The organism is Sulfurospirillum tamanense (assembly GCF_016937535.1).
Taxonomy (GTDB): Bacteria; Campylobacterota; Campylobacteria; order Campylobacterales; family Campylobacteraceae; genus Sulfurospirillum_B; species Sulfurospirillum_B tamanense.
This window is the reverse complement of record NZ_JAFHKK010000002.1, coordinates 18,115-36,975: the sequence shown is the minus strand read 5'-3', so window position 1 is coordinate 36,975 and position 18,861 is coordinate 18,115. Positions and strand designations below refer to the sequence as shown.

At 46.4% G+C, this 18,861-nt stretch carries 18 protein-coding genes; 3 read left to right on the top strand and 15 right to left on the bottom strand.

Translation table 11 applies throughout. The features are described 5' to 3' along the window. Window positions 1–10 precede the first annotated feature (10 nt). From JWV37_RS01275 to dctP, 3 genes are read right to left on the bottom strand one after another with little or no spacing between them, the layout of a single operon-like run. Window positions 11–1,300 carry a TRAP transporter large permease gene (locus tag JWV37_RS01275; protein WP_205457840.1) on the bottom strand — a complete coding sequence of 430 codons (1,290 nt, stop codon included), beginning with the start codon at window positions 1,298–1,300 and terminating at the stop codon, window positions 11–13. 9 nt (window positions 1,301–1,309) lie between these two features. Then, window positions 1,310–1,909, bottom strand: a complete 600-nt coding sequence (locus tag JWV37_RS01270) for a TRAP transporter small permease (protein ID WP_369407631.1) — start codon at window positions 1,907–1,909, stop codon at window positions 1,310–1,312. Window positions 1,910–1,943: 34 nt separating this feature from the next. Continuing rightward, complete coding sequence (gene dctP, locus JWV37_RS01265; RefSeq protein ID WP_205457839.1) at window positions 1,944–2,951, bottom strand: TRAP transporter substrate-binding protein DctP; 1,008 nt, start codon at window positions 2,949–2,951, stop codon at window positions 1,944–1,946. Window positions 2,952–3,193: 242 nt separating this feature from the next. On the opposite strand from dctP, the gene surE reads away from it, so the two are divergent. Together surE and JWV37_RS01255 are read left to right on the top strand one after the other, a co-directional pair. Beyond that, window positions 3,194–3,982: a 5'/3'-nucleotidase SurE gene (gene surE / locus JWV37_RS01260; RefSeq protein ID WP_205457838.1), complete on the top strand. Its 789-nt coding sequence runs from the start codon at window positions 3,194–3,196 to the stop codon at window positions 3,980–3,982. After that, the gene (locus JWV37_RS01255) at window positions 3,970–4,635 is read left to right on the top strand and encodes a tRNA threonylcarbamoyladenosine dehydratase (RefSeq protein WP_205457837.1); all 666 of its coding nucleotides are present in this window, start codon (window positions 3,970–3,972) and stop codon (window positions 4,633–4,635) included. The genes surE and JWV37_RS01255 overlap by 13 nt, the downstream gene beginning before the upstream one ends. Here JWV37_RS01255 and JWV37_RS01250 read toward each other — a convergent pair. The 9 genes from JWV37_RS01250 to JWV37_RS01210 all read right to left on the bottom strand — a co-directional run bounded on the left by JWV37_RS01250 (window position 4,619) and on the right by JWV37_RS01210 (window position 14,175). Then, window positions 4,619–5,071 carry a hypothetical protein gene (locus tag JWV37_RS01250; protein WP_205457836.1) on the bottom strand — a complete coding sequence of 151 codons (453 nt, stop codon included), beginning with the start codon at window positions 5,069–5,071 and terminating at the stop codon, window positions 4,619–4,621. The genes JWV37_RS01255 and JWV37_RS01250 overlap by 17 nt on opposite strands. Further along, window positions 5,068–5,508, bottom strand: a complete 441-nt coding sequence (locus tag JWV37_RS01245) for a Sua5 YciO YrdC YwlC family protein (protein ID WP_205457835.1) — start codon at window positions 5,506–5,508, stop codon at window positions 5,068–5,070. Before JWV37_RS01245 ends, JWV37_RS01250 begins: the two co-directional genes overlap by 4 nt. Before the next feature lie 2 nt (window positions 5,509–5,510). Next, window positions 5,511–8,768 (bottom strand): carbamoyl-phosphate synthase large subunit, encoded by a 3,258-nt coding sequence (gene carB / locus JWV37_RS01240; RefSeq protein WP_205457834.1) that lies wholly within the window; start codon window positions 8,766–8,768, stop codon window positions 5,511–5,513. Window positions 8,769–8,839: 71 nt separating this feature from the next. Next, window positions 8,840–9,583, bottom strand: a complete 744-nt coding sequence (mreC, locus tag JWV37_RS01235) for a rod shape-determining protein MreC (RefSeq protein ID WP_205457833.1) — start codon at window positions 9,581–9,583, stop codon at window positions 8,840–8,842. Then, the gene (locus JWV37_RS01230) at window positions 9,576–10,610 is read right to left on the bottom strand and encodes a rod shape-determining protein (protein ID WP_205457832.1); all 1,035 of its coding nucleotides are present in this window, start codon (window positions 10,608–10,610) and stop codon (window positions 9,576–9,578) included. Before JWV37_RS01230 ends, mreC begins: the two co-directional genes overlap by 8 nt. 19 nt (window positions 10,611–10,629) lie before the next feature. Beyond that, the gene (clpX, locus tag JWV37_RS01225) at window positions 10,630–11,856 is read right to left on the bottom strand and encodes an ATP-dependent Clp protease ATP-binding subunit ClpX (RefSeq protein WP_205457831.1); all 1,227 of its coding nucleotides are present in this window, start codon (window positions 11,854–11,856) and stop codon (window positions 10,630–10,632) included. Next, window positions 11,846–12,643, bottom strand: coding sequence for an acyl-ACP--UDP-N-acetylglucosamine O-acyltransferase (gene lpxA / locus JWV37_RS01220; RefSeq protein ID WP_205457830.1), 798 nt, complete (start codon window positions 12,641–12,643; stop codon window positions 11,846–11,848). The genes clpX and lpxA overlap by 11 nt, the downstream gene beginning before the upstream one ends. Further along, a complete protein-coding gene (gene fabZ / locus JWV37_RS01215; RefSeq protein WP_205457829.1) occupies window positions 12,644–13,090 on the bottom strand; it encodes a 3-hydroxyacyl-ACP dehydratase FabZ in 447 nt (148 codons plus the stop codon). 29 nt (window positions 13,091–13,119) lie between these two features. Next, on the bottom strand, window positions 13,120–14,175 hold the full coding sequence (locus tag JWV37_RS01210; RefSeq protein ID WP_205457828.1) for an epoxyqueuosine reductase QueH: 1,056 nt from the start codon (window positions 14,173–14,175) through the stop codon (window positions 13,120–13,122). Window positions 14,176–14,260: 85 nt separating this feature from the next. Here JWV37_RS01210 and JWV37_RS01205 point away from each other — a divergent pair, with 85 nt between their 5' ends. Continuing rightward, window positions 14,261–17,302: a DUF748 domain-containing protein gene (locus JWV37_RS01205; protein WP_205457827.1), complete on the top strand. Its 3,042-nt coding sequence runs from the start codon at window positions 14,261–14,263 to the stop codon at window positions 17,300–17,302. On the opposite strand, the gene JWV37_RS01200 is transcribed toward JWV37_RS01205, so the two are convergent. The 3 genes from JWV37_RS01200 to JWV37_RS01190 are packed head-to-tail and all read right to left on the bottom strand — an operon-like array spanning window position 17,299 to window position 18,832. After that, entirely contained in the window at window positions 17,299–17,631 is a 333-nt protein-coding gene (locus JWV37_RS01200; protein ID WP_205457826.1) for a DUF309 domain-containing protein, read from the bottom strand. The genes JWV37_RS01205 and JWV37_RS01200 overlap by 4 nt on opposite strands. Window position 17,632: 1 nt before the next feature. Continuing rightward, window positions 17,633–18,256 (bottom strand): NAD(P)H-dependent oxidoreductase, encoded by a 624-nt coding sequence (locus JWV37_RS01195; protein WP_205457825.1) that lies wholly within the window; start codon window positions 18,254–18,256, stop codon window positions 17,633–17,635. A 33-nt stretch (window positions 18,257–18,289) separates the two neighbouring features. Next, a complete protein-coding gene (locus tag JWV37_RS01190) occupies window positions 18,290–18,832 on the bottom strand; it encodes a class I SAM-dependent methyltransferase (RefSeq protein WP_205457824.1) in 543 nt (180 codons plus the stop codon). Window positions 18,833–18,861: the final 29 nt, after the last annotated feature.

Sequence of the window (18,861 nt, the reverse complement as noted above, 5' to 3'; positions counted from 1 at the left end):
TCTCCCCTCCCTATTTGTTAAAAGCGATATCGCGTAAAAAGAGGGCGATGTCTGGAAAATGGATGAGCAATACCGCCATGCTCAACAACATAAAAATAAAAGGTGGCGTCCCTTTCACTACCTCAATATATGGTCGCTTAAACACCGCAATAGCCGTAAAAATATCGCATCCAAAGGGCGGTGTTGCCGAACCAATCGCTACTTGAAGTGTGATGATTGTCCCCACTAGCACAGGGTCAAGCCCAACGCTTTGCACCACAGGGGCAAAAATAGGAACTAAAACCAAAATCACCACAATAGGGTCTACAAACATACACCCTACAAAAAAGGCGATAGAGATAACATACAGCACACTAGTGGCACTCATATCATAAATGCCAATAGAAGAGAGAATTTCTTGGGGCACTTGGGCAAAAGAGAGTACCCATGCAAAAGCAGCGCCTGCAGCCACCAAAATGAACACCACAGCTGTTACAAGGCCTGTCGAAAGGGCTGTATCGTACAATCCTTTTAGGTTTAGTGTACGAAAAACAACCATTTCTAAAAAAAGAGCGTACGCCACGCTCACCGCCGCAGCCTCCGTAGGGCTAAAAATCCCTGTAAAAATACCACCGATAATAATGGCAGGAAACCCAAGAGGCCATAATGCTTCATAGATGGCAATAGCCCGCTCTTTCCATGTTGCTTTAGGCTCAGTGGGAATATTGTGTTTGTACGCATAAATAATGCTGTAAATTGAAAACATCATCAAAATAAACAATCCTGGCCCAATCCCTGCGATAAAAAGTTCAGGAATGGATGTCTTAGACACTACCCCATAAATAATCATCCCAATACTTGGAGGAATTAAAAAAGCAATGTCGCTCGAATTAACAATGAGCGCTAAAATAAAAGAGTCTTTGTAGCCACCTGCTTTTAAGCGTGGGCGCAAAGGTGAACCAACAGCAACTACGGTTGCTTGGGTTGAGCCTGAAACCGCCCCAAACAACGTGCACGCCGAAGCTGTACTGACCGCAAGTCCTCCTTTAATGTGCCGTACAAAAGCCATTACCAAATTAATCAATCGATCTGCCGAATGGCCACGGGTCATGATGTCTGCAGAGAGGATAAACATCGGCACAGCAATGAGTGACGCAGGACGAATACCGCCCATCATCTGTTGAATCAAGAACTCCATACGGCTCAAATCACCGTTAAAAAGCTCCCAAAAACCTACTGTAGCCCCCGCAATCAGGGGAATCATCATGGGAAATCCTAGCAGCAACAACACTACCATGATAGAAAAAATCATCAATGCCATCACTTCCCCCTATACTTCAATATCGGCGTCAATGTCGCCGTACCCGTCTAGCATATCCGTAGAGAGGTAAATGTCTTTTTCGCGTAAGTTCTTGACCACTGTCAGCACATACTGAACACCTGTAACAAAAAACCCAACAGGCACCCACACATAAGCCCACCAAATAGGTATTCCAAGAGCAGGCATAATCCGCCCGCGCTGCATAAGCGTCTGGATATACTCTACGGCGTAGTAACATAAAAAAAACATCACTGCCGCTGTTATGGCGGAAATGATAATAGTAAATCCCTTTCGCAACCAATCAGGGAATGTATCGAAAATTGCCGACATACGAATGTGTCGCCCTTGGCGAGCAGCATAACTAATGCCTGAAAAGGTAACGAGAATAATAAAAATACTGTTAAGTTCATCGGTAAATGAAAACGAATAATTAAAAACAAAGCGGCTAATGACGCCGGCTATTGTATTGGCAGCCATCAATACCACACTTACGGCCAGCATAAATCCTTCTAATCTGCTAATTTGTGTATCCACAAAACGAAACACAATAGAAGAATATGTTGCTTTTTTCTCTTCCATCACTGCATCCTTGGTTAGTAATCGCGCCACCCACAGCTAAAAGCCATGCGTGGCACTGTTTGGTCTATTGCATTGCTGCTTTTAGGTCAGCTTTCATTTGTTTTAAAATGCCCTCTCCACTCTTTCCTGCTTTTTCTACAAAGCTTTTTTCCACCTGGACAACGCGCTTGCGAAATGCATCACGCTCTTTTTCGCTTAGGCGAACGATTTTATAACTTGGATTCTTTTTTTTGATTTTTTCCAACCCTGTTGCATCCAACTCTTGTGCCACTTTTAAGATGTGCTTTAACGCAGCATCAGAGGCATTCTTAATGAGTTTTTTATCTGCATCGCTAAGGCTATTGAAAAAGTTCGATTCTGCCATCGCAGCTGCAGTAAAGTGATTGTGGCCCATGTAAGTCATGACTTTAGTAAGTTCATCTAGTCCGTACGCTTCAATCCACACCGTGGGGTTTTCTTGTCCATCGACCATGTTGGTCTTAAGGGCCCCAATCAAATCTCCCCAACTCATAGGCGTCGGTGAAGCGCCAAAGGCTCTATACGTTTCAATAAGTAACGGAGAACCTGGCATAACCCTGATTTTCTTGCCTCTTAAATCTTCAGGGGAGCGAAACTCTTCCATTGTAGTAACCACTTGCTCGCCTTCAGGGAACATGGCTAAAAGCTCTAGTCCGTGCTTTCTGAAAATCTCGGGAAACATTTCATTGATAGCCTTACTGTTGCGAAAAAACGTATCAAGCTGCTGAGGGTCTGTTGGCATCAAGTAGGGTACGAAAAAAACATCCATCTCAGGAATACTTGCGCCCATATAGCCTGTAGATTGACCGATAAATTGCAACAAGCCCGCTTGTGCTTGCTCCAGAATGTCGGCTTCCTCGCCCAAGGTTCCCACGGGATACACTTGAATCTTATGGTCAGAGTTTTTCTCAATCTCTTCTTTGAACTTCATGGCATAAATACCCTGAGGATCACTCTCGCCTTCGCCCATGGCATACTTCCATGTAGCTGCGTGCATTGATGACATCAAAAAAAATGCCATAAGCACCAATCGTAATACTCCACTTGGTCTCATGGTTACTCCTTAAAGTAATAAATTGTCCCTAAAAAAGGGGTTATTTTCATGATAGTAAAGCAAAACTTGGAGTTTTATTAAATCTTATGTTTTGCTAAAAATATGTATATATTTATAAAAATGATTATTATTGGTATTTTACCCCTTTGGCCCTTTCTTGGATTAGCTTGGCTTTTGCTATAATGCCATGCGCTAAATCTGCGTCTTTGAGGAAATTCACACACTATACCATGAGGTTTTTTATGCAAAAAAAACGTATCCTAATCACTAATGATGATGGCTTTGAAAGCGAAGGGCTGCTAGCCCTTGCTGAAGCCATGCGCCCCCTTGGCGAGGTCACTGTTGTGGCCCCCACCACTGAAAAATCTGCTTGCGGGCACTCTTTGACCCTTACGCGTCCTTTGCGCTTTGTGCAAATTGCCGATGACTTTTTTAAACTTGATGATGGCACGCCCACCGACTGCGTTTATTTGGCACTGCATGCCCTTTTTAAAGAGGATAAAAAACCCGATTTGGTTGTCAGTGGCATCAACCTTGGAGCAAACCTTGGCGAAGACATTACCTATAGCGGCACAGCAAGTGCTGCTATGGAAGCAGTCTTGCAAGGCATCCCTGCCATCTCTTTTTCCCAAGTCTTTGAAGACGGTGGCGCATCTTTAGACCGCTTTGGATTTGAATTAGCCAAACAAACGGCGCATACGTTAGCGCAAAAAGTTCTAAACGGGGGATTTCCTCTGAAAAAACGGCGCTTTTTAAATGTCAACATTCCTGCTTGCGCCCCTGCGGCGTGCAAGGGAATACGCGTAACTAATCTTGGCAAACGGGTTTACGGCAACGAAGCCCACTTGCACCGCAACCCTAGAGGCTTGGAGTACTACTGGATAGGTGCGCCTTCCTTGTTATGGAAAAGCAAAGAGGAAAAATTTTGCGATCTCACGGCCATTCACGAAGGGTTTGTATCTGTTACGCCCATTCATTTGGATTTAAGCGCATACGATGAGATGGAAGGACTTTCCCAGTGGTTGAATTAAAAACCCGTTACGACCGTGTCAAACTTTTAGTTGGCGAAGAAGCCTTCAAAAAACTCCAACGAAGTCATGTTTTGCTCTTTGGCGTGGGTGGCGTGGGAAGTTATTGTCTTGACGCGCTGATGCGCACCGGTGTGGGTAAAATCACTATTGTGGACGGGGACGTGTACGACATCACCAACCAAAACCGACAAATTGGAAGTGAGGCCGTAGGCGAAGTCAAAGTGCACCATCTAGCAACCCTTTACCCGCGCGCCATTCCTTTACATGTAAGGGTGGATGAAGCGTGGATTAGGACATATGATTTTAGCCCGTATGATGTAGTAATTGACGCCATTGACGATATGCGTTCTAAAGTGGCATTGGCCTTACATGTAAAGGAGGGGAAGCTGGTGTGCTCCATGGGAGGCGCCAAACGCCTTGACCCTACGCGCATTCATATGGATTCCATTTGGAACACCCAACAAGACGCACTGGCTAAAAAATTTCGCTACGAGTTACGCAAAGCGGGGTTTAAGGGAGACTTAAACGTGGTCTACTCAAGCGAGCCGCCCAACTGCACAGAGCTGGGAAGTTTTGTGGGCGTGACGGGTAGTTTTGGGCTCACACTTGCTAGCCTCGCCCTTAAAACGTTGCTGGCTAAAGACCCCACCTAACATCGCTTTTTACAATTCTTATGGTATGTTCCACATCGGGCCGCTTAACGTAAATAGCGTGGCGGCCCTCGTAGAGTAAATCTCCTACAAAGCGCACATTTCCCACTTGAAATTGTTGGTTTTCTTGCAAAAAAAACGCTTCGCCAAGGCTACGACCAACGGACTCCATGAGGGCAAGACTGCTCACGCCAAGAAGCACCAAATACCCCCACCAAAACAGTTTTGCAAAAGGGGTATATAAAACACCGATGCCAAAAAAAAGCGCACTGATACCCAAAAGTACAAAAGATTGGTGGTCAAAAAAGTAGATGTTAAAATACTCAGTGATTTTCAATGCGTCAAAATAATGCAGTTTTAGGCCAATAAACACTAAAAAATCCACCATCAACGTCAGCGCGAGCCCAAGGATAAATCCGTTCACGATTTTATAAATCATCGCTTCCTCCTTGCACGAATGCGCCCAAGTTGAAAAAGGCGCGAGGGCGGGGCTTCAAAAAAGCCGCCTTGGTTCTCCACCACCACATCTGCATTTTCCTTAGCAAAAGCCAAATCAAAGCCTCTGCCAGTGGGATTGGCCGAAGTAGAATACATCCACCCAAACGCCTCCAAAAAACGGGCATGTTCGCCTGGGGCCACCAGACGCAACGCCTCGCCGTTTGGAAACAAAAACGTGGTTTTCTTAGCGTATCTTACCCGTTTTTTAAAAGAATGGGGAACGCGCGCATGGCGCTGAAGTTCTTTACATGTAGACACACTTTTCAAACAAGGCTGGTTGGGATTTCGTCCTTTAATGGTATTGAGTTTGGCCTTATCTTGAGATAAAAACCCCACCGTGGTGTCAGTCTGAACAAGATAGACGCGGCGGGGGTCCATGGTTAGCTCAAGTACTCTTGTAAGGATTTAGGTTCTAAAGCGCTTTCATTTTGAATTGCTTCGATGGCTGTGGTTGCTGCAAGACCAGCGGAGATGGTCGTAAAGTAGGGAATCTTAAACCGCAAGACCGATTGGCGAATCTTTTTGGCATCGTCTTTACTGGATTTGTTATCACTGGTATTGATAACCAAATCGATCTCTTTATTTTTGAGCATATCTTCCACGTTGGGGCGACCTTCGCTAATTTTATAGACAAATTCGCTTTTCACGCCTGATTCTTGAAGCATTTTATATGTCCCTGACGTGGCTAAAACTTTAAACCCGAGGGCTTGGAATTTTTCACCAATCGCTTTGGCGTGGGTTTTATCCACATCCGTAAGGGAGATAAACACTGTCCCCGTTTTTGGCAAAATGTTATGGGAAGCAATTTGGCTTTTGGCAAAGGAGATGGCAAAGGAGTCACTAATACCCATCACTTCGCCCGTGGATTTCATTTCTGGCCCAAGAATAAGGTCGGCCCCTTGGAGTTTATTAAACGGAAATACCGCCTCTTTAACAGCCACATGGCCTTTCATTTTGGGTTTTAAGATACCGTTTTCTTCATAGACCACGTTAAAGGTATCGTAAAAGGCCAATGCTTCGCGTAGATTTCCTTGGAACATTACGCGCGTAGCCACCTTTGCCATAGGCACGCCTGTCGCTTTGCTCACAAAAGGCACCGTACGGCTAGCGCGTGGATTTACCTCAATCATATACAACATGTCGTTATAAATGGCATACTGGATATTCATTAGCCCGACTACTCCCAGATTTAAGGCAATGGTCTTGGTTTGCGCTTCAACTTCTTTAAGCAAGCGCTCACTAATGCTAATGGCCGGCAACGAACACGCGCTGTCTCCGCTGTGAATGCCCGCTTCTTCGATGTGTTGCATGATGCCACCGATGTAGACTTCTGTGCCATCACAAATCGCGTCCACGTCTAGCTCAATGGCGTTATCTAAAAACTTATCCAAGAGCACAGGAGAATTATGGCTCACACTTACCGCTTCGTTCATGTAGGTGCGCAGTTCTTCTTCGCTGTAGACTGTACGCATGGCACGCCCGCCAAGAACATAACTAGGCCGCACAAGGACGGGATAACCAATTTTAGAGGCTTTTTCTAGGGCTTCTTTTTCGCTGGTTGCGGTGTCATTTTCGGGTTGCTTGATGTCATATTTACGCAAAAATCCTGCAAATTTTTCACGGTCTTCGGCCATATCAATGACCCGCGCGGTAGTTCCGATAATCTTGGCGCCCACAACCGTAAGCCGTTTGGCAAGCTTAAGCGGGGTTTGCCCTCCAAAATGCACAATCACCCCATCGGGCTGCTCTTTTTCGACCACACTGCGCACGTGTTCAAAATCGATAGGCTCAAAGTACAAAATATCGCTAGTGTCGTAGTCAGTGGAGACGGTTTCAGGGTTACAATTGTACATGATAGTCGTCACCCCCATGTCCTTAAGGGCATAAGCCGCGTGCACACAACAATAATCAAACTCAATCCCTTGCCCAATGCGGTTTGGTCCACCGCCGATAATCATGACTTTCTTTTTATCGCTTTTTGGCAGCTCTTTTTTGGGCAATCGGGTAATGTTGGTAGAAGAGTACAAGTAAGGTGTTAAGGCCTTAAACTCCGCGGCACACGTGTCCACTTCGTTGTACTCAAAATCAATACCAAGGCGCATTCTGGCAGTGTAAATGTCGTTTTGGGTCAGCTCTAGATTGTCTTGGCGGTTGATGAGCTTGGCAATCATTTTGTCTGAAAAGCCCATGGTTTTTGCTTCGCGCAACAAAGGCTCGTCGTTTAGAATGTCCATATCAATGCGTTTTTCAAAATCCATCAGTTCTTTAAATTCATTCAAAAACCACGGATCAATCTTGCTCCACTCGTGTACTTGCTCCACGCTAAACCCGCGCCCAAAAGCATCAACTGCGTACAAAATGCGTTCACTGTGGGCGCGACGAATGTCCTTAATAAGCTCCTCATCACTCACCTTTACAAACTCAAATCCCGACCAACCTGTCTCCATAGAACACAGGGCTTTTTGAAAAGATTCTTTGAAAGTACGGCCAATCGCCATGACTTCACCCACACTCTTCATAGACGTACCAAGAGTGGAGTTTGCTTGCGGGAATTTCTCAAAAGTAAAACGAGGTATTTTGGTGACAATATAGTCAATAACGGGTTCAAAACTCGCTGGCGTACCCGTAATGTCGTTTGTAATCTCATCCAGTGTAAAGCCAACTGCTAAAAGGGTTGCTACTTTAGCAATCGGGTAGCCTGTCGCCTTAGAAGCAAGAGCCGAAGAGCGGCTTACGCGCGGGTTCATCTCAATGACAATCATGCGCCCTGTCTGAGGATGCACGGCAAATTGTACGTTAGACCCACCCGTATCTACACCGATTTCACGCAAGATAGCAAAAGAAGCGTTGCGCATTTTTTGGTACTCTTTGTCGGTAAGGGTCAGGGCAGGAGCGATAGTGATGGAGTCGCCCGTGTGCACCCCCATGGGATCAAGGTTTTCAATGGAGCAGACGATGATGCAGTTATCTGCCTTATCCCGAATAACCTCCATTTCGTACTCTTTCCAACCCAAAAGTGACTCTTCAATAAGAATTTCATTAATGGGACTAATCTCGATGCCAGATTGCGCCAATTCTTTAAATTCATCGATATTATAAGCCACACCACTTCCGCCACCTGCAAGGGTATAAGAAGCACGAATAATAAGAGGAAAGCCGATCTCTGAAGCAGCCTTCATGGCGTCATCCATGTTGTACGCGTAAAAACTTTTAGGTAAATCCATACCTATTTTTTGCATCGCTTCTTTAAATGCTTGGCGGTCTTCCCCTTTCTTGATAGCCTCAGGCTTTGCTCCTAAAAAAATCGTCTTGCCCAATCTTCCGCCCTCATGCAGTTTCATTGCCGCATTAAGCGCAGTTTGGCCGCCCATGGTAGGCAAGATAGCATCTACGCTTTCTTTTTCAATAATGCGCTCAATGACTTCTTGGGTAATGGGCTCCACATAGGTGCGGTCGGCAAACTCAGGGTCTGTCATAATGGTTGCAGGATTGGAGTTAATGAGCACCACCCGATAGCCAAGTTCTTTGAGTGTTTTGGCCGCTTGCGTTCCAGAATAGTCAAATTCACACGCTTGCCCGATGACAATGGGCCCTGAACCGATCAATAATATGGTCTTAATGTCTTCACGTTTTGGCATTGTTTGTTCCTCGCTCAAAGTTTACACAACAACCCTTTGGGTTCTAGTCTAGACTTTTTGGTGTTCTGGCTTTATTTAATGGCATACATGTACATGGGGGCTTTGGCTTGAGTATAAGGCAACACCACCGCACTTTGGTAAGATTCCTCCTGAATTACTTCGACAACTTTTCCCACTGGGACTCCTGCAAAAAAGGTTTCATCCATCCCGCTAGTTTTAACCTCATCTCCCACTTTTGGCTCCATCCACATGGGGATATAGCGCACATGAATGTGTTGGTTGCTTCCCATGGCAATCCCAGGAATACCCTCTTCTCCTACTGTGACTGAAAAAATGGACTTAGGATCACCTTGCAAAAGCCCCAGTGGCCTTCCGTTTTCAGAAATGACAATCCCCGCTGTATTTCCTTGATAAACCAGCCCATAAATTCGCGATGCATTAAAGTCTTCAAAATCAAGCCAAACGCGGTGGTAGTTGCTTAAATTAGCATAAGAAATAGCCTCTACCAATTGCACATCTGGCGCAAAAGAAGGCTTTTCGTGGTCTTTTAGTAGTTCGTTTAATTTTCCTGCAAAAGCAATAGAAAGCAGCGCTGAACGTTCTAGTTCACTGTTTTGGGCCCGCAACGAACGAATCGTATCCCGCTGCAACAAGTATTCTTGTGTCCACTCCCCAATACGCTCAACCGTAGCAAGATACCCCGTGGTAATGGCAGTAGAAAAATCTGCCACCACACCACGTGCACTACCGCCATACTTTAGTGAGACAAAGATAAATGCCCCAATGATAAAAAAAAATTTAAGCTTACTACTCATTCGCCAATTGTTGTAAAAGCTGAATCTCTTCCAAAGCCTTGCCCGTACCTTTAGCTACGGCCAACAACGGCTCATCCGCAACAAACACCGGCAACTTCACAATGTCAGCCAAGTACTTGTCAATACCCCGAATCAACGCGCCACCGCCCGTGAGCACCACGCCGTTTTCCACGATGTCCCCTGCCAAATCTGGTGGCATGACTTCAAGCACGTCTTTGAGCGCGTCGGCAATCTCTTTTAAGGGTTCGCGCATGGCTTCACGCACATCTTCACTGGTCAGTTCAATCCGGCTCAACAACCCGCTCACTTGGTCACGACCTTTGACCATCATAGAGAGTTCTGAATCAAGAGCCACCGCACTGCCTACCTCGATTTTAATCTGCTCGCCTGTGCGTTCGCCAATAAGCAAGTTGTATTTACGCTTCACGTAATCCACAATAGACATGTCGATTTTATCACCCGCGGTACGGATGGATTTGCTGATAACTAGCCCACCCAATGAAACCACACCAATCTCTGTCGTACCGCCCCCAATATCTACAACCAAACTTCCTTGGGGTTCGCGAATAGGTAATCCCGCGCCAATAGCCGCCGCCATAGGTTCTTCAATCAAAAACACTTCACGTGCTCCTGCACTCATGGCAGACTCGCGTACCGCCTTGCGTTCCACTTGTGTCAACCCATAAGGCACACAGATAATGATGCGCGGGCGCAAAAAGCTTTTGCGCTTGTGGGCTTTTTCGATAAAGTAGCGGATCATCTTCTCTGTCATGTCAAAATCCGCAATAACACCATCGCGCATGGGGCGAATTGCCTCAATGTCGCCGGGAGTCTTTCCTACCATCTCTTTAGCTTCGTGACCTACGGCTAAAATCTTTTGACGCCCAAATTTATCACGCTGTACTGCCACAACAGAAGGTTCGTTGATAATGATACCTCTGCCCTTTACAAGCACTAAGGTATTGGCCGTACCAAGGTCAATACTCATGTCGCTAGAGAAAAAACCGATTAACTGATCTAATATCATTCACATTACCTTTTGTGCGCTAGGCGCTTTTTTTATCTTTTTTAATATGCAAGGGCTTGGCGCCATTAACAACCGTGTCTTCTGTGATAAGGATTTCATACCCCTCCAATTCAGGAAGTTCATACATGATATCAATCATCAACTCTTCCATGATGCTTCGCAGTCCCCGCGCGCCCGTTTTGCGCTTAATGGCTAAACTTGCTACCGCCTCAAGGGCTTCGGGTTCAAAGGTTAAATCTGCCCCGTCAATGGCAAACAGTTTTTTGTATTGTTTAAAAATGGCATTTTTGGGTTCGGTTAAAATACGCACCATCTCTTCTTGCCCAATCTTGCCCAAGGTCGCCACTACATGTAAACGGCCAATAAGTTCAGGAATAAGCCCATAATGTACCAAATCATCCGGCTCAATGAGCTCTAGCAACCCTTCTTCTTCGCTCTTGCCGCGTTTTTCTTGACCAAAGCCTAATACATTGTTGCCGATGCGCCGTTTAATAATCTCTTCCATCCCATCAAAGGCACCCCCGCACACAAACAAAATATTAGACGTGTCAATCTGGGCAAACTCTTGGTTAGGATGCTTGCGCCCGCCTTTAGGTGGAATGTTGACCACACTACCTTCGATGATTTTTAAAAGCGCTTGCTGCACTCCCTCGCCCGAAACATCACGGGTAATGGAACGGTTTTCACTCATGCGGGCAATTTTATCAATCTCATCCACAAAGACAATGCCTTGTTCTGCTTTTTTAATATCCCCATCCGCCGCTTGAAGCAAACGGGTTAAAATATTTTCCACATCTTCACCCACGTACCCAGCTTCGGTGAGGCTTGTAGCATCACAAATGGCAATAGGTACATCCAAAAACTTGGCCATGGTTTGCGCCATGAGTGTTTTTCCGCTTCCTGTTGGTCCGATGAGCAAAATGTTGGATTTGGAGATCTCTGTATCATCTTTTTCCACAAGCCCTTGTTTAAAAATACGCTTGTAGTGGTTATAAACGCCCACTGAAAAAACGCGCTTGGCTTTTTCTTGTCCAATGACAAATTCATCTAGCATAGCTTTGAGCGCCTTGGGAGCCAAAAGCTCTTTATCAACAGCCACACCAGTATCATTTTCTTTGCTTTCGCCAAAGAAAATCTTGTGGGCCGAAATAACACAGTGCTCGCAAATATACACATGGTTTCCTGCGATTAAACGGGTGTCATTGCTCTCTTTTGCGCCACAAAAACTACATTCTCTATAATTCATTTTGTTCTGCCCTCTCGTATGGGATTCCCCGTTTTGTTGTTACAATAAATTGGCATAGTGCTTGCACTTGGGGGTTAATGCTTTTTTCAAGCAACATTTGAGCGCTCTCTTTGATAGGCAAAGTGCTACGAAATAACTGCCGGTATGCTTCTTTGAGCGCACCAATTGTTTCTTTATCAAATCGGCGGCGAAGGCCGATGGCATTGAGTCCGCGTACCAAAGCACGGTTTCCCTCAGCAAGGCAAAAAGGTGGGATGTCCTGACTAATGGCACTAGCCCCGCCAATCATGCATCCCTCACCTACTTTCACAAACTGATGGATGGGTGTCATCCCACCAATAACCGTATAGGAGCCTATCTCCACATGGCCCGCCAAGGTAGCATTGTTGGCCATAATAACACGGTCTCCCACTTGGCAGTCGTGCCCAATGTGACAGTAAATCATGATAAAACAATCCTCACCAATGCGTGTCGTGCCACCGCCTTTTTTGGTACCTGCATTGATGGTCGCAAACTCACGCACGATGGTGCGCGCGCCAATCACCACACCCACGTCGTCTTCTTTTTGGTAGCCAAGGTCTTGGGGCGGGGTACCGATGATGGCGTATTGGTGGACTTTCGCCCCTTCATGCAAGGTGGTTTTTCCGCACACTTGCGCCCCTTGCATCACCTCAACCCCTTCGTGTAAAACCGATTGCGCGCTCACAAACGCATAAGGGCCAACCGTGACATCTTCGGCTAAAGTAGCGCCTGTTTCAACAGTAGCGGTAGGGTGAATATGCGGCATTTATTTGTCTACAATCATGGCTTTAAGCTCGGCCTCAGCCACTAGCTTTTCATCCACATAAGCTTTGGCATCTAGGACCCAAATAGCGCCTTTGTGTTTGAGCACGCTAAGGCAGTACACAAGCTTGTCACCTGGGGTAACGGGTGCGCGAAACTTGGCCTTGTCGATGCTCATAAAATAGACCACTTTTTCTTTGGTCTCCTCTTGGGCACTAGGCGCCATGCTTTTAAATGCCAGTACGCCACCCGCTTGGGCCATACCCTCAATAATCATCACGCCAGGGTAAATGGGATGTCCAGGAAAATGGCCTTGGAATACCTGCTCGCCGATGGTGACGTTTTTATACGCAACAATGGATTTCCCCGTTTCCATCTCCGTGACACGGTCGATGAGTAGCAACGGATAACGGTGGGGAAGAATGGTTTGAATTTCATTAATATCGATCATAAGTACCTCATAAGCAAAATCTGTCAATTTTAGCGAAAGGTTGCTAAAAGTTCTCTAACATCATCAAAGAGTGTCGCCTCTAGGGAAAGGGTTGTTTTGCCTTGGGGGATATGCTCAACCACAAGAATGGGCGTCAAAGAGAAAAGTGCACCTTCGAGTTTTTGCCTTACATGTAACTCTTTTTCAACACCCACAGGCGAAGCTAAAAGCTGCTTTAAATCCTGAAATTGTGTCGCTACAAGCGCGTTAAACACTTCCAACGTAAGCATCAAAGCGGGTTCTTTGGAAAACAAAGCTATGCCTTTTTCTACCTCTTTCCACTCCCCTTGAAGCAACGGTTTACTAGGCAAGGAATAAAACAATACATACGAGGGAATTACCTGCTCTTTTTGCATCACCCGTGCGTGGTTCAACCGGTAATTTAAAAAACGTTGGCGGCGTTTGGGTTGGGACGTTTCATAAAGCTCCAAACGCTCGTTGATAGAGCCGGGTTGGATTTGGTTGGCAAGAGAGAAAGTCAGTTCCACACAGGGTTTTTTTTGGGCTTCGCGTTGGGCGGTAAGGGCAAACACACACCCGCAATAATTTTGCTGGTACAACCCCGCTTCTTTAGCCAACGCAAACTGGGCTTGGGTGCCCCCACCTTTGCGAAAATCCACTGATACAAAAGAAACACCAAAGGCGCGTTCCACTTCTTTGGCGGCACTTTCAAGCTGTGGGAGGGATTTTTTAGGACTCATGAGCAAGGTCGTTGTGATGCGCTTAATGCCCAGCTCCACCGCTTTTTGGGCCGAGGCATTGAGACGCATGGTAAAGCACATTTCACAGCGCTTGCCCTTTTCGGGCTCACATTCCAGCCCTTTGGCTTCTTCTAGCCACGCTTCAAGGGCGTATTCACCTTCTAGTAGTCCAATACCCAGCTCTTGACAACTGCGCCGCACATCTCCAAGGCGCAAAAGGTATTCTTCGTAAGGGTGAATGTTGGGGTTGTAAAAAAACCCCACAAGGGACTCTTGGGGAAAGGTTTCTTGAAGACGTTGTAAAAAATAGTGGCTGTCCACCGAGCAACAAATATGCACAAGCATGCAAAAACCTCGTTTTTGGGGCGATTATAACACACTTTTTCAAGGGCTTTGTGTTACAATCTTAGCACCACCAAAGGAGGATTTCATGGGTCCTTTTTACCAACGCTTAAGCCTTTGGATAGGCGGCATCATTGCTGGCTATGCTCTTGTTGGCGCACTTTTTTTGCCCCTGCTTCTCCCTGTTTTTTTGCCCTCTTATTTGGCAAAAAACCACCATATTTACTTTGATTTTTCCCACGCGCGTTTTAATCCTTTTACCTTTGCCCTAAGCCTTCATGATGTGCGTCTGGACGACCAATACGGCGCCACCGCCTTGCGCATTGAAACGCTTTTTGTAGATGTAAATCCCACGGCACTCGCTACCAAAACGGTGGTTGTTGAAGCTTTGCGCATTGAAAACCCTCGGGTTTTTATCACCATTACCACCCAAGGACGCTTAAATTTGGCCCATCTTCTACCGTCTTCTTCGCCAAAAGAAAAAACCTCCTCTTCCTCCTCTTCTGTACACTTTCTCTTAAAACATTTTCACCTCAAAGAAGGGAGCCTTACCTACACAGACGCAAGCAAAGCCGAGGTGTTTTCTACGACATTAGGAGGCCTAAACTACACCGCGCAAGACTTAAGCACCAAACGAGGCGCCATAGGAGCGCAACAGTTTGACGGGGTGGGTTCGTTGCTTGATGAGCTAGGCTGGGAAGGGGGCGTAAGCCTGAATCCATTCAAACTCTACGGTAATGCACGGCTTGAAAACGCGAGGCTTAAAGCATTTTGGGATTATTTGTTGCATGATTCACTCTACACCCTCACTAACGCTCGTGCCACCTTAGAACTTCCCTATCTCGTGACGTGGGGTGAAGAAGGCTTACATGTAAGCCTTGATGGGGCAAAACTAGAGCTTAGGGATGTGGCACTTTTAGAGCGCGGACAACCCTTTTTTAATGCTTCTGGTTTAGGAATTTCTAACGTGAGAGCTAATTTTGATATGAACAAAGAGGGCTGGAAAGGCGTTCTTGGGCAGGCTGATTTTGATGCTTCAACACTTGCTTTTTCCTACGCCAACACTCTCCACGCCAAACTTAACGCTATCGCCCTACGCAACATGCAGGGTGTCTTCAAAAGTCAACACGTTTTTGCCACCTTGCCGTTGGCACGCATGGAGGGTTTTTGGATAGCTAAAACTGGCGAAGATACTCCTTTTGGAACTTTAAAAACCTTACATGTAACGGATATAACCTTCCAAGAGGAAGCGTTACATGTAAAGAATATTGGTCTAGATGCGCCTTTTGTTCAGGCTACATTACTAGAGGAGGGAACCTTGGATTTGGCGCATCTTTTGCCTCCTTCAAAAGAAGAGCAAGAAACCCCCAAATCACCCTTTTTAGCACAAGTGGAAACCCTGCAACTCAAAGAAGGCAAGGCAGTGCTTCTAGGGGGTCCACAAACCCACCGCCTAGAAGAGCTATCTTTAGAAGCTTCACCTCTTCTTAGTGATTTTTCTAAACCCATTGCCTACACCCTGAAGGCTTTAGCCGACGGGGCAGAAGTGGTAAACACAGGAACTCTTCACGTGAGTCCTTTTAATGCCCAAGGCATGTTCACCCTTTCTCACCCCAACCTTCCCTACTACGCACCTTATTTGAAGCCTTTTTTCCGTGGCGCGTTTACCTCAGGATCGCTAGAGTTGCAAAGTTCTTACGCTGTAAAAGAGGATTTTTCCCTCCATACTACCAGTGCCTTTAACCTCAAAAATATTGCCATTAGCGACCGTGCCAACACGCCTTTGGTGCGCTGGAAAAACCTTGGAGTCAAAGCATTAGAATTTCAAACTCATCCCTTTGCCTTACATGTAAAGGATGTGGCACTTTTGGAGCCTTACGCTTCCTTACACATTCGCTCCGACATGAGTACCAACATAGGAGAACTTTTTCCTGAAACATCCGACCAAACCCCTGCTGAAAAATCAGCTCCTGCGGATGTCACGCTAAGTCGCTTTGGGCTCGAAAAAGGATCGATGGATTTTAAAGACGACTCTTTACCTTTGCCTTTTGCCACCCAAATTCACTCCCTCAAAGGCACACTTTCCACGTTGAATTTCACTTCCACCCAACCCTCTAAGTTAGCGCTCACGGGAGCTGTTGACCGCTACGGCTACGTGCAAATTGACGGGGAGATGCTTCCTTTTGACCTTGCCAACCACATCGACATCGGGGTCTTGTTTAAAAATATCGACCTCACGCGCCTTTCGCCCTATTCGGGAAAATTTGTAGGCTACGCCATCAGTGACGGGCGATTGGATTTGGATTTGGGTTACAAGGTGCGCCAAAAGTCTCTCCAAGGCAACAACACCATCGTGCTTCAAACCTTGACCCTCGGGGAGCGCATCGAAAGTCCAGAAGCGTTGAATCTGCCCCTAAACCTTGCCATCGCCTTACTCAAAGACCGCAACGGGCGCATCGACTTGAACCTGCCAGTTCACGGGGATTTAAACGACCCGCAGTTTAGTTACGGAGCCATCATTTGGCGTGCGCTCACCAACGTGCTCACCAACATTGTCACCTCTCCTTTTCGCTTGCTAGGAAGCTTACTTGGCATCGATGGCGAGACTTTAAAAGCCATCGATTTTGACGCGGGCGTGACGACCTTGTTACCTTCCGAAGAGGAAAAAATGGTCCATTACCGCAAGATTCTAGAAGAGCGCCCTCAGTTGCGCCTGAACATTACAGGCACCTACCATGCGGCGCGCGATACCGCGGCTTTGCAACACACAGCGGCCATGGCACGCATTGAGGCGGAGCTTAAAAAGGGAAAAGCGTACGAGGAGATTCTTAGTGCATGGTTTCATGAGACTTTTTCCAAAGAAACGTACGAAGCCTTGCAAAAAACCCACACCAAAGAGGGAAAACTGGACCTTGCCCTCTTTCACGAAGCGCTATTAGCAGCGCTAAAAAAGAGTATCTTAGTCTTGGAACAAGAACTTCACGCCCTTGCTAACGCGCGAGCACAAGCTCTCGCAGAAGCCTTAAAAAAAGCGGGTGTGGCCCCTGAAAAACTTGGCATACAAGCGCCTGAGGAAGGGAAGGTAAAATCTGACCGCTGGATTGAAACCGTGGTAGAAGTAGGTGCCTAAGGAGCTAAATCAGAAAACACTTTCGTGTATTTTTCTTCCAAAAGGGCGCACGCTTGGCGGTAGTTGGGCGTAAGCGGCGAAGGGGTGGTGTCGATGAGCGGGCGGTATTTTTCATAGGTTTCCCACACTTTGTGTGCCGATGGCTCCCGCCCTAAACGCACCAAGGCCAAGGCTGTAGCCCCGTTGATGAGACCTTTGAGGATGTAGCTTTCTTGACGGGTCGCGGGGTCATTTTTCCACGCACGCCACGTGTCTTCAAGAACTTCATGGCCTTCCACAAAATCCTCCTTTTCCACTACATGTAAAAAGGTCTCAAGGGCTTTTAGCATACTAGACTCGAAATTCTACGACTTCGTCAAAGCTCAAGCGGTGCTTGGCGCGTTGTTCGCTAGCGCGGTAGCCAAAGGGGATGAGCAAAGCGGTGTGAAACACGGCGGTATCGATGCCTAAAATAGCATTGACCTTAGCGGCATCAAACCCTTCGATAGGGCATGAATCAATCCCAATAAACGCCGCTGCACTCATCATGTTCGCCGCGGCGATGTAGCACTGTTTTTCACTCCATAATTCTAAAGTTTGGTCATCTCTGCCATCAATCCACGCTTTGTAAATTTCCATAAAACCATTAAAGGCTTCTTCCGCCAACCCAAAACGGCGTAGTTGGGCTCTGGTGTACACATCAGAACTGCGCACGTCTTTGCGTGCTAAAATGACAATCAAATCACTGGAAGTGGAAACTTGTTTTTGACCCCAAGAAGCCGCCTCTATCTCTTTTTTTAGGACTTCGTTTTGCACTACAATAAATTTCCATTGTTCAGCGCCAAAAGAACTAGGACTTACCCGCCCTGCTTCTAAGATAAACCGTAAATCTTCTTTGGAGATTTTTTGCTCATTAAACAGTTTGCACGCATGGCGAAACTGCATGGCGTCTAAAAATTGGGTTTTTAAGTTCATACACTACTCCTTCATATTGTTGTTTTTGATGGGCTATTTTAGCACGGTGGGTTTAAACGTGGTGTATTCAAACAAGATAGCCTCCAAAAACCCTGAGGGCTTTAAGGTTTGCGTCGGGATGACTCCACGTAAAGCAAAGGTGGCACTCACAAGCACCCTAGGAAAGCCGTTCTTGCTCCAATGCTCCCACAAAGATACCATGCTGCGAGGACACAAATACGCCACGGCAATCTGCTCGTTCGTAAAAGTGTGGGTAAGAAAATTGGCGTTTTTAAACGTGACATTAGGCGTGCGCCAAAGGGCTTGAAGAAGCAAAGAAAAAGCGTACGGCACAAAAGAGCGCTCATACGCCAACACCTGTTTCGTGGGGTTATGCCTAGCGATGCAAAGAGCCAACGTCCCCCAACCGCTTCCAAGCTCTACCACCGTAGAAGCGGGGTGTTTCTTTACCTGTTGGGCAATTTTTCGGGCGGTTTTAGGAAGAGAAGGCATAGGTGAAATACCCAGCAAAACACTCCAAAAGACGATAGAACTAAGCGCCCCAAGCAAGCCTAAAAACAGCAAAAATTCTATCACTTGACTCCTTACATGTAAAGATTTTTTGC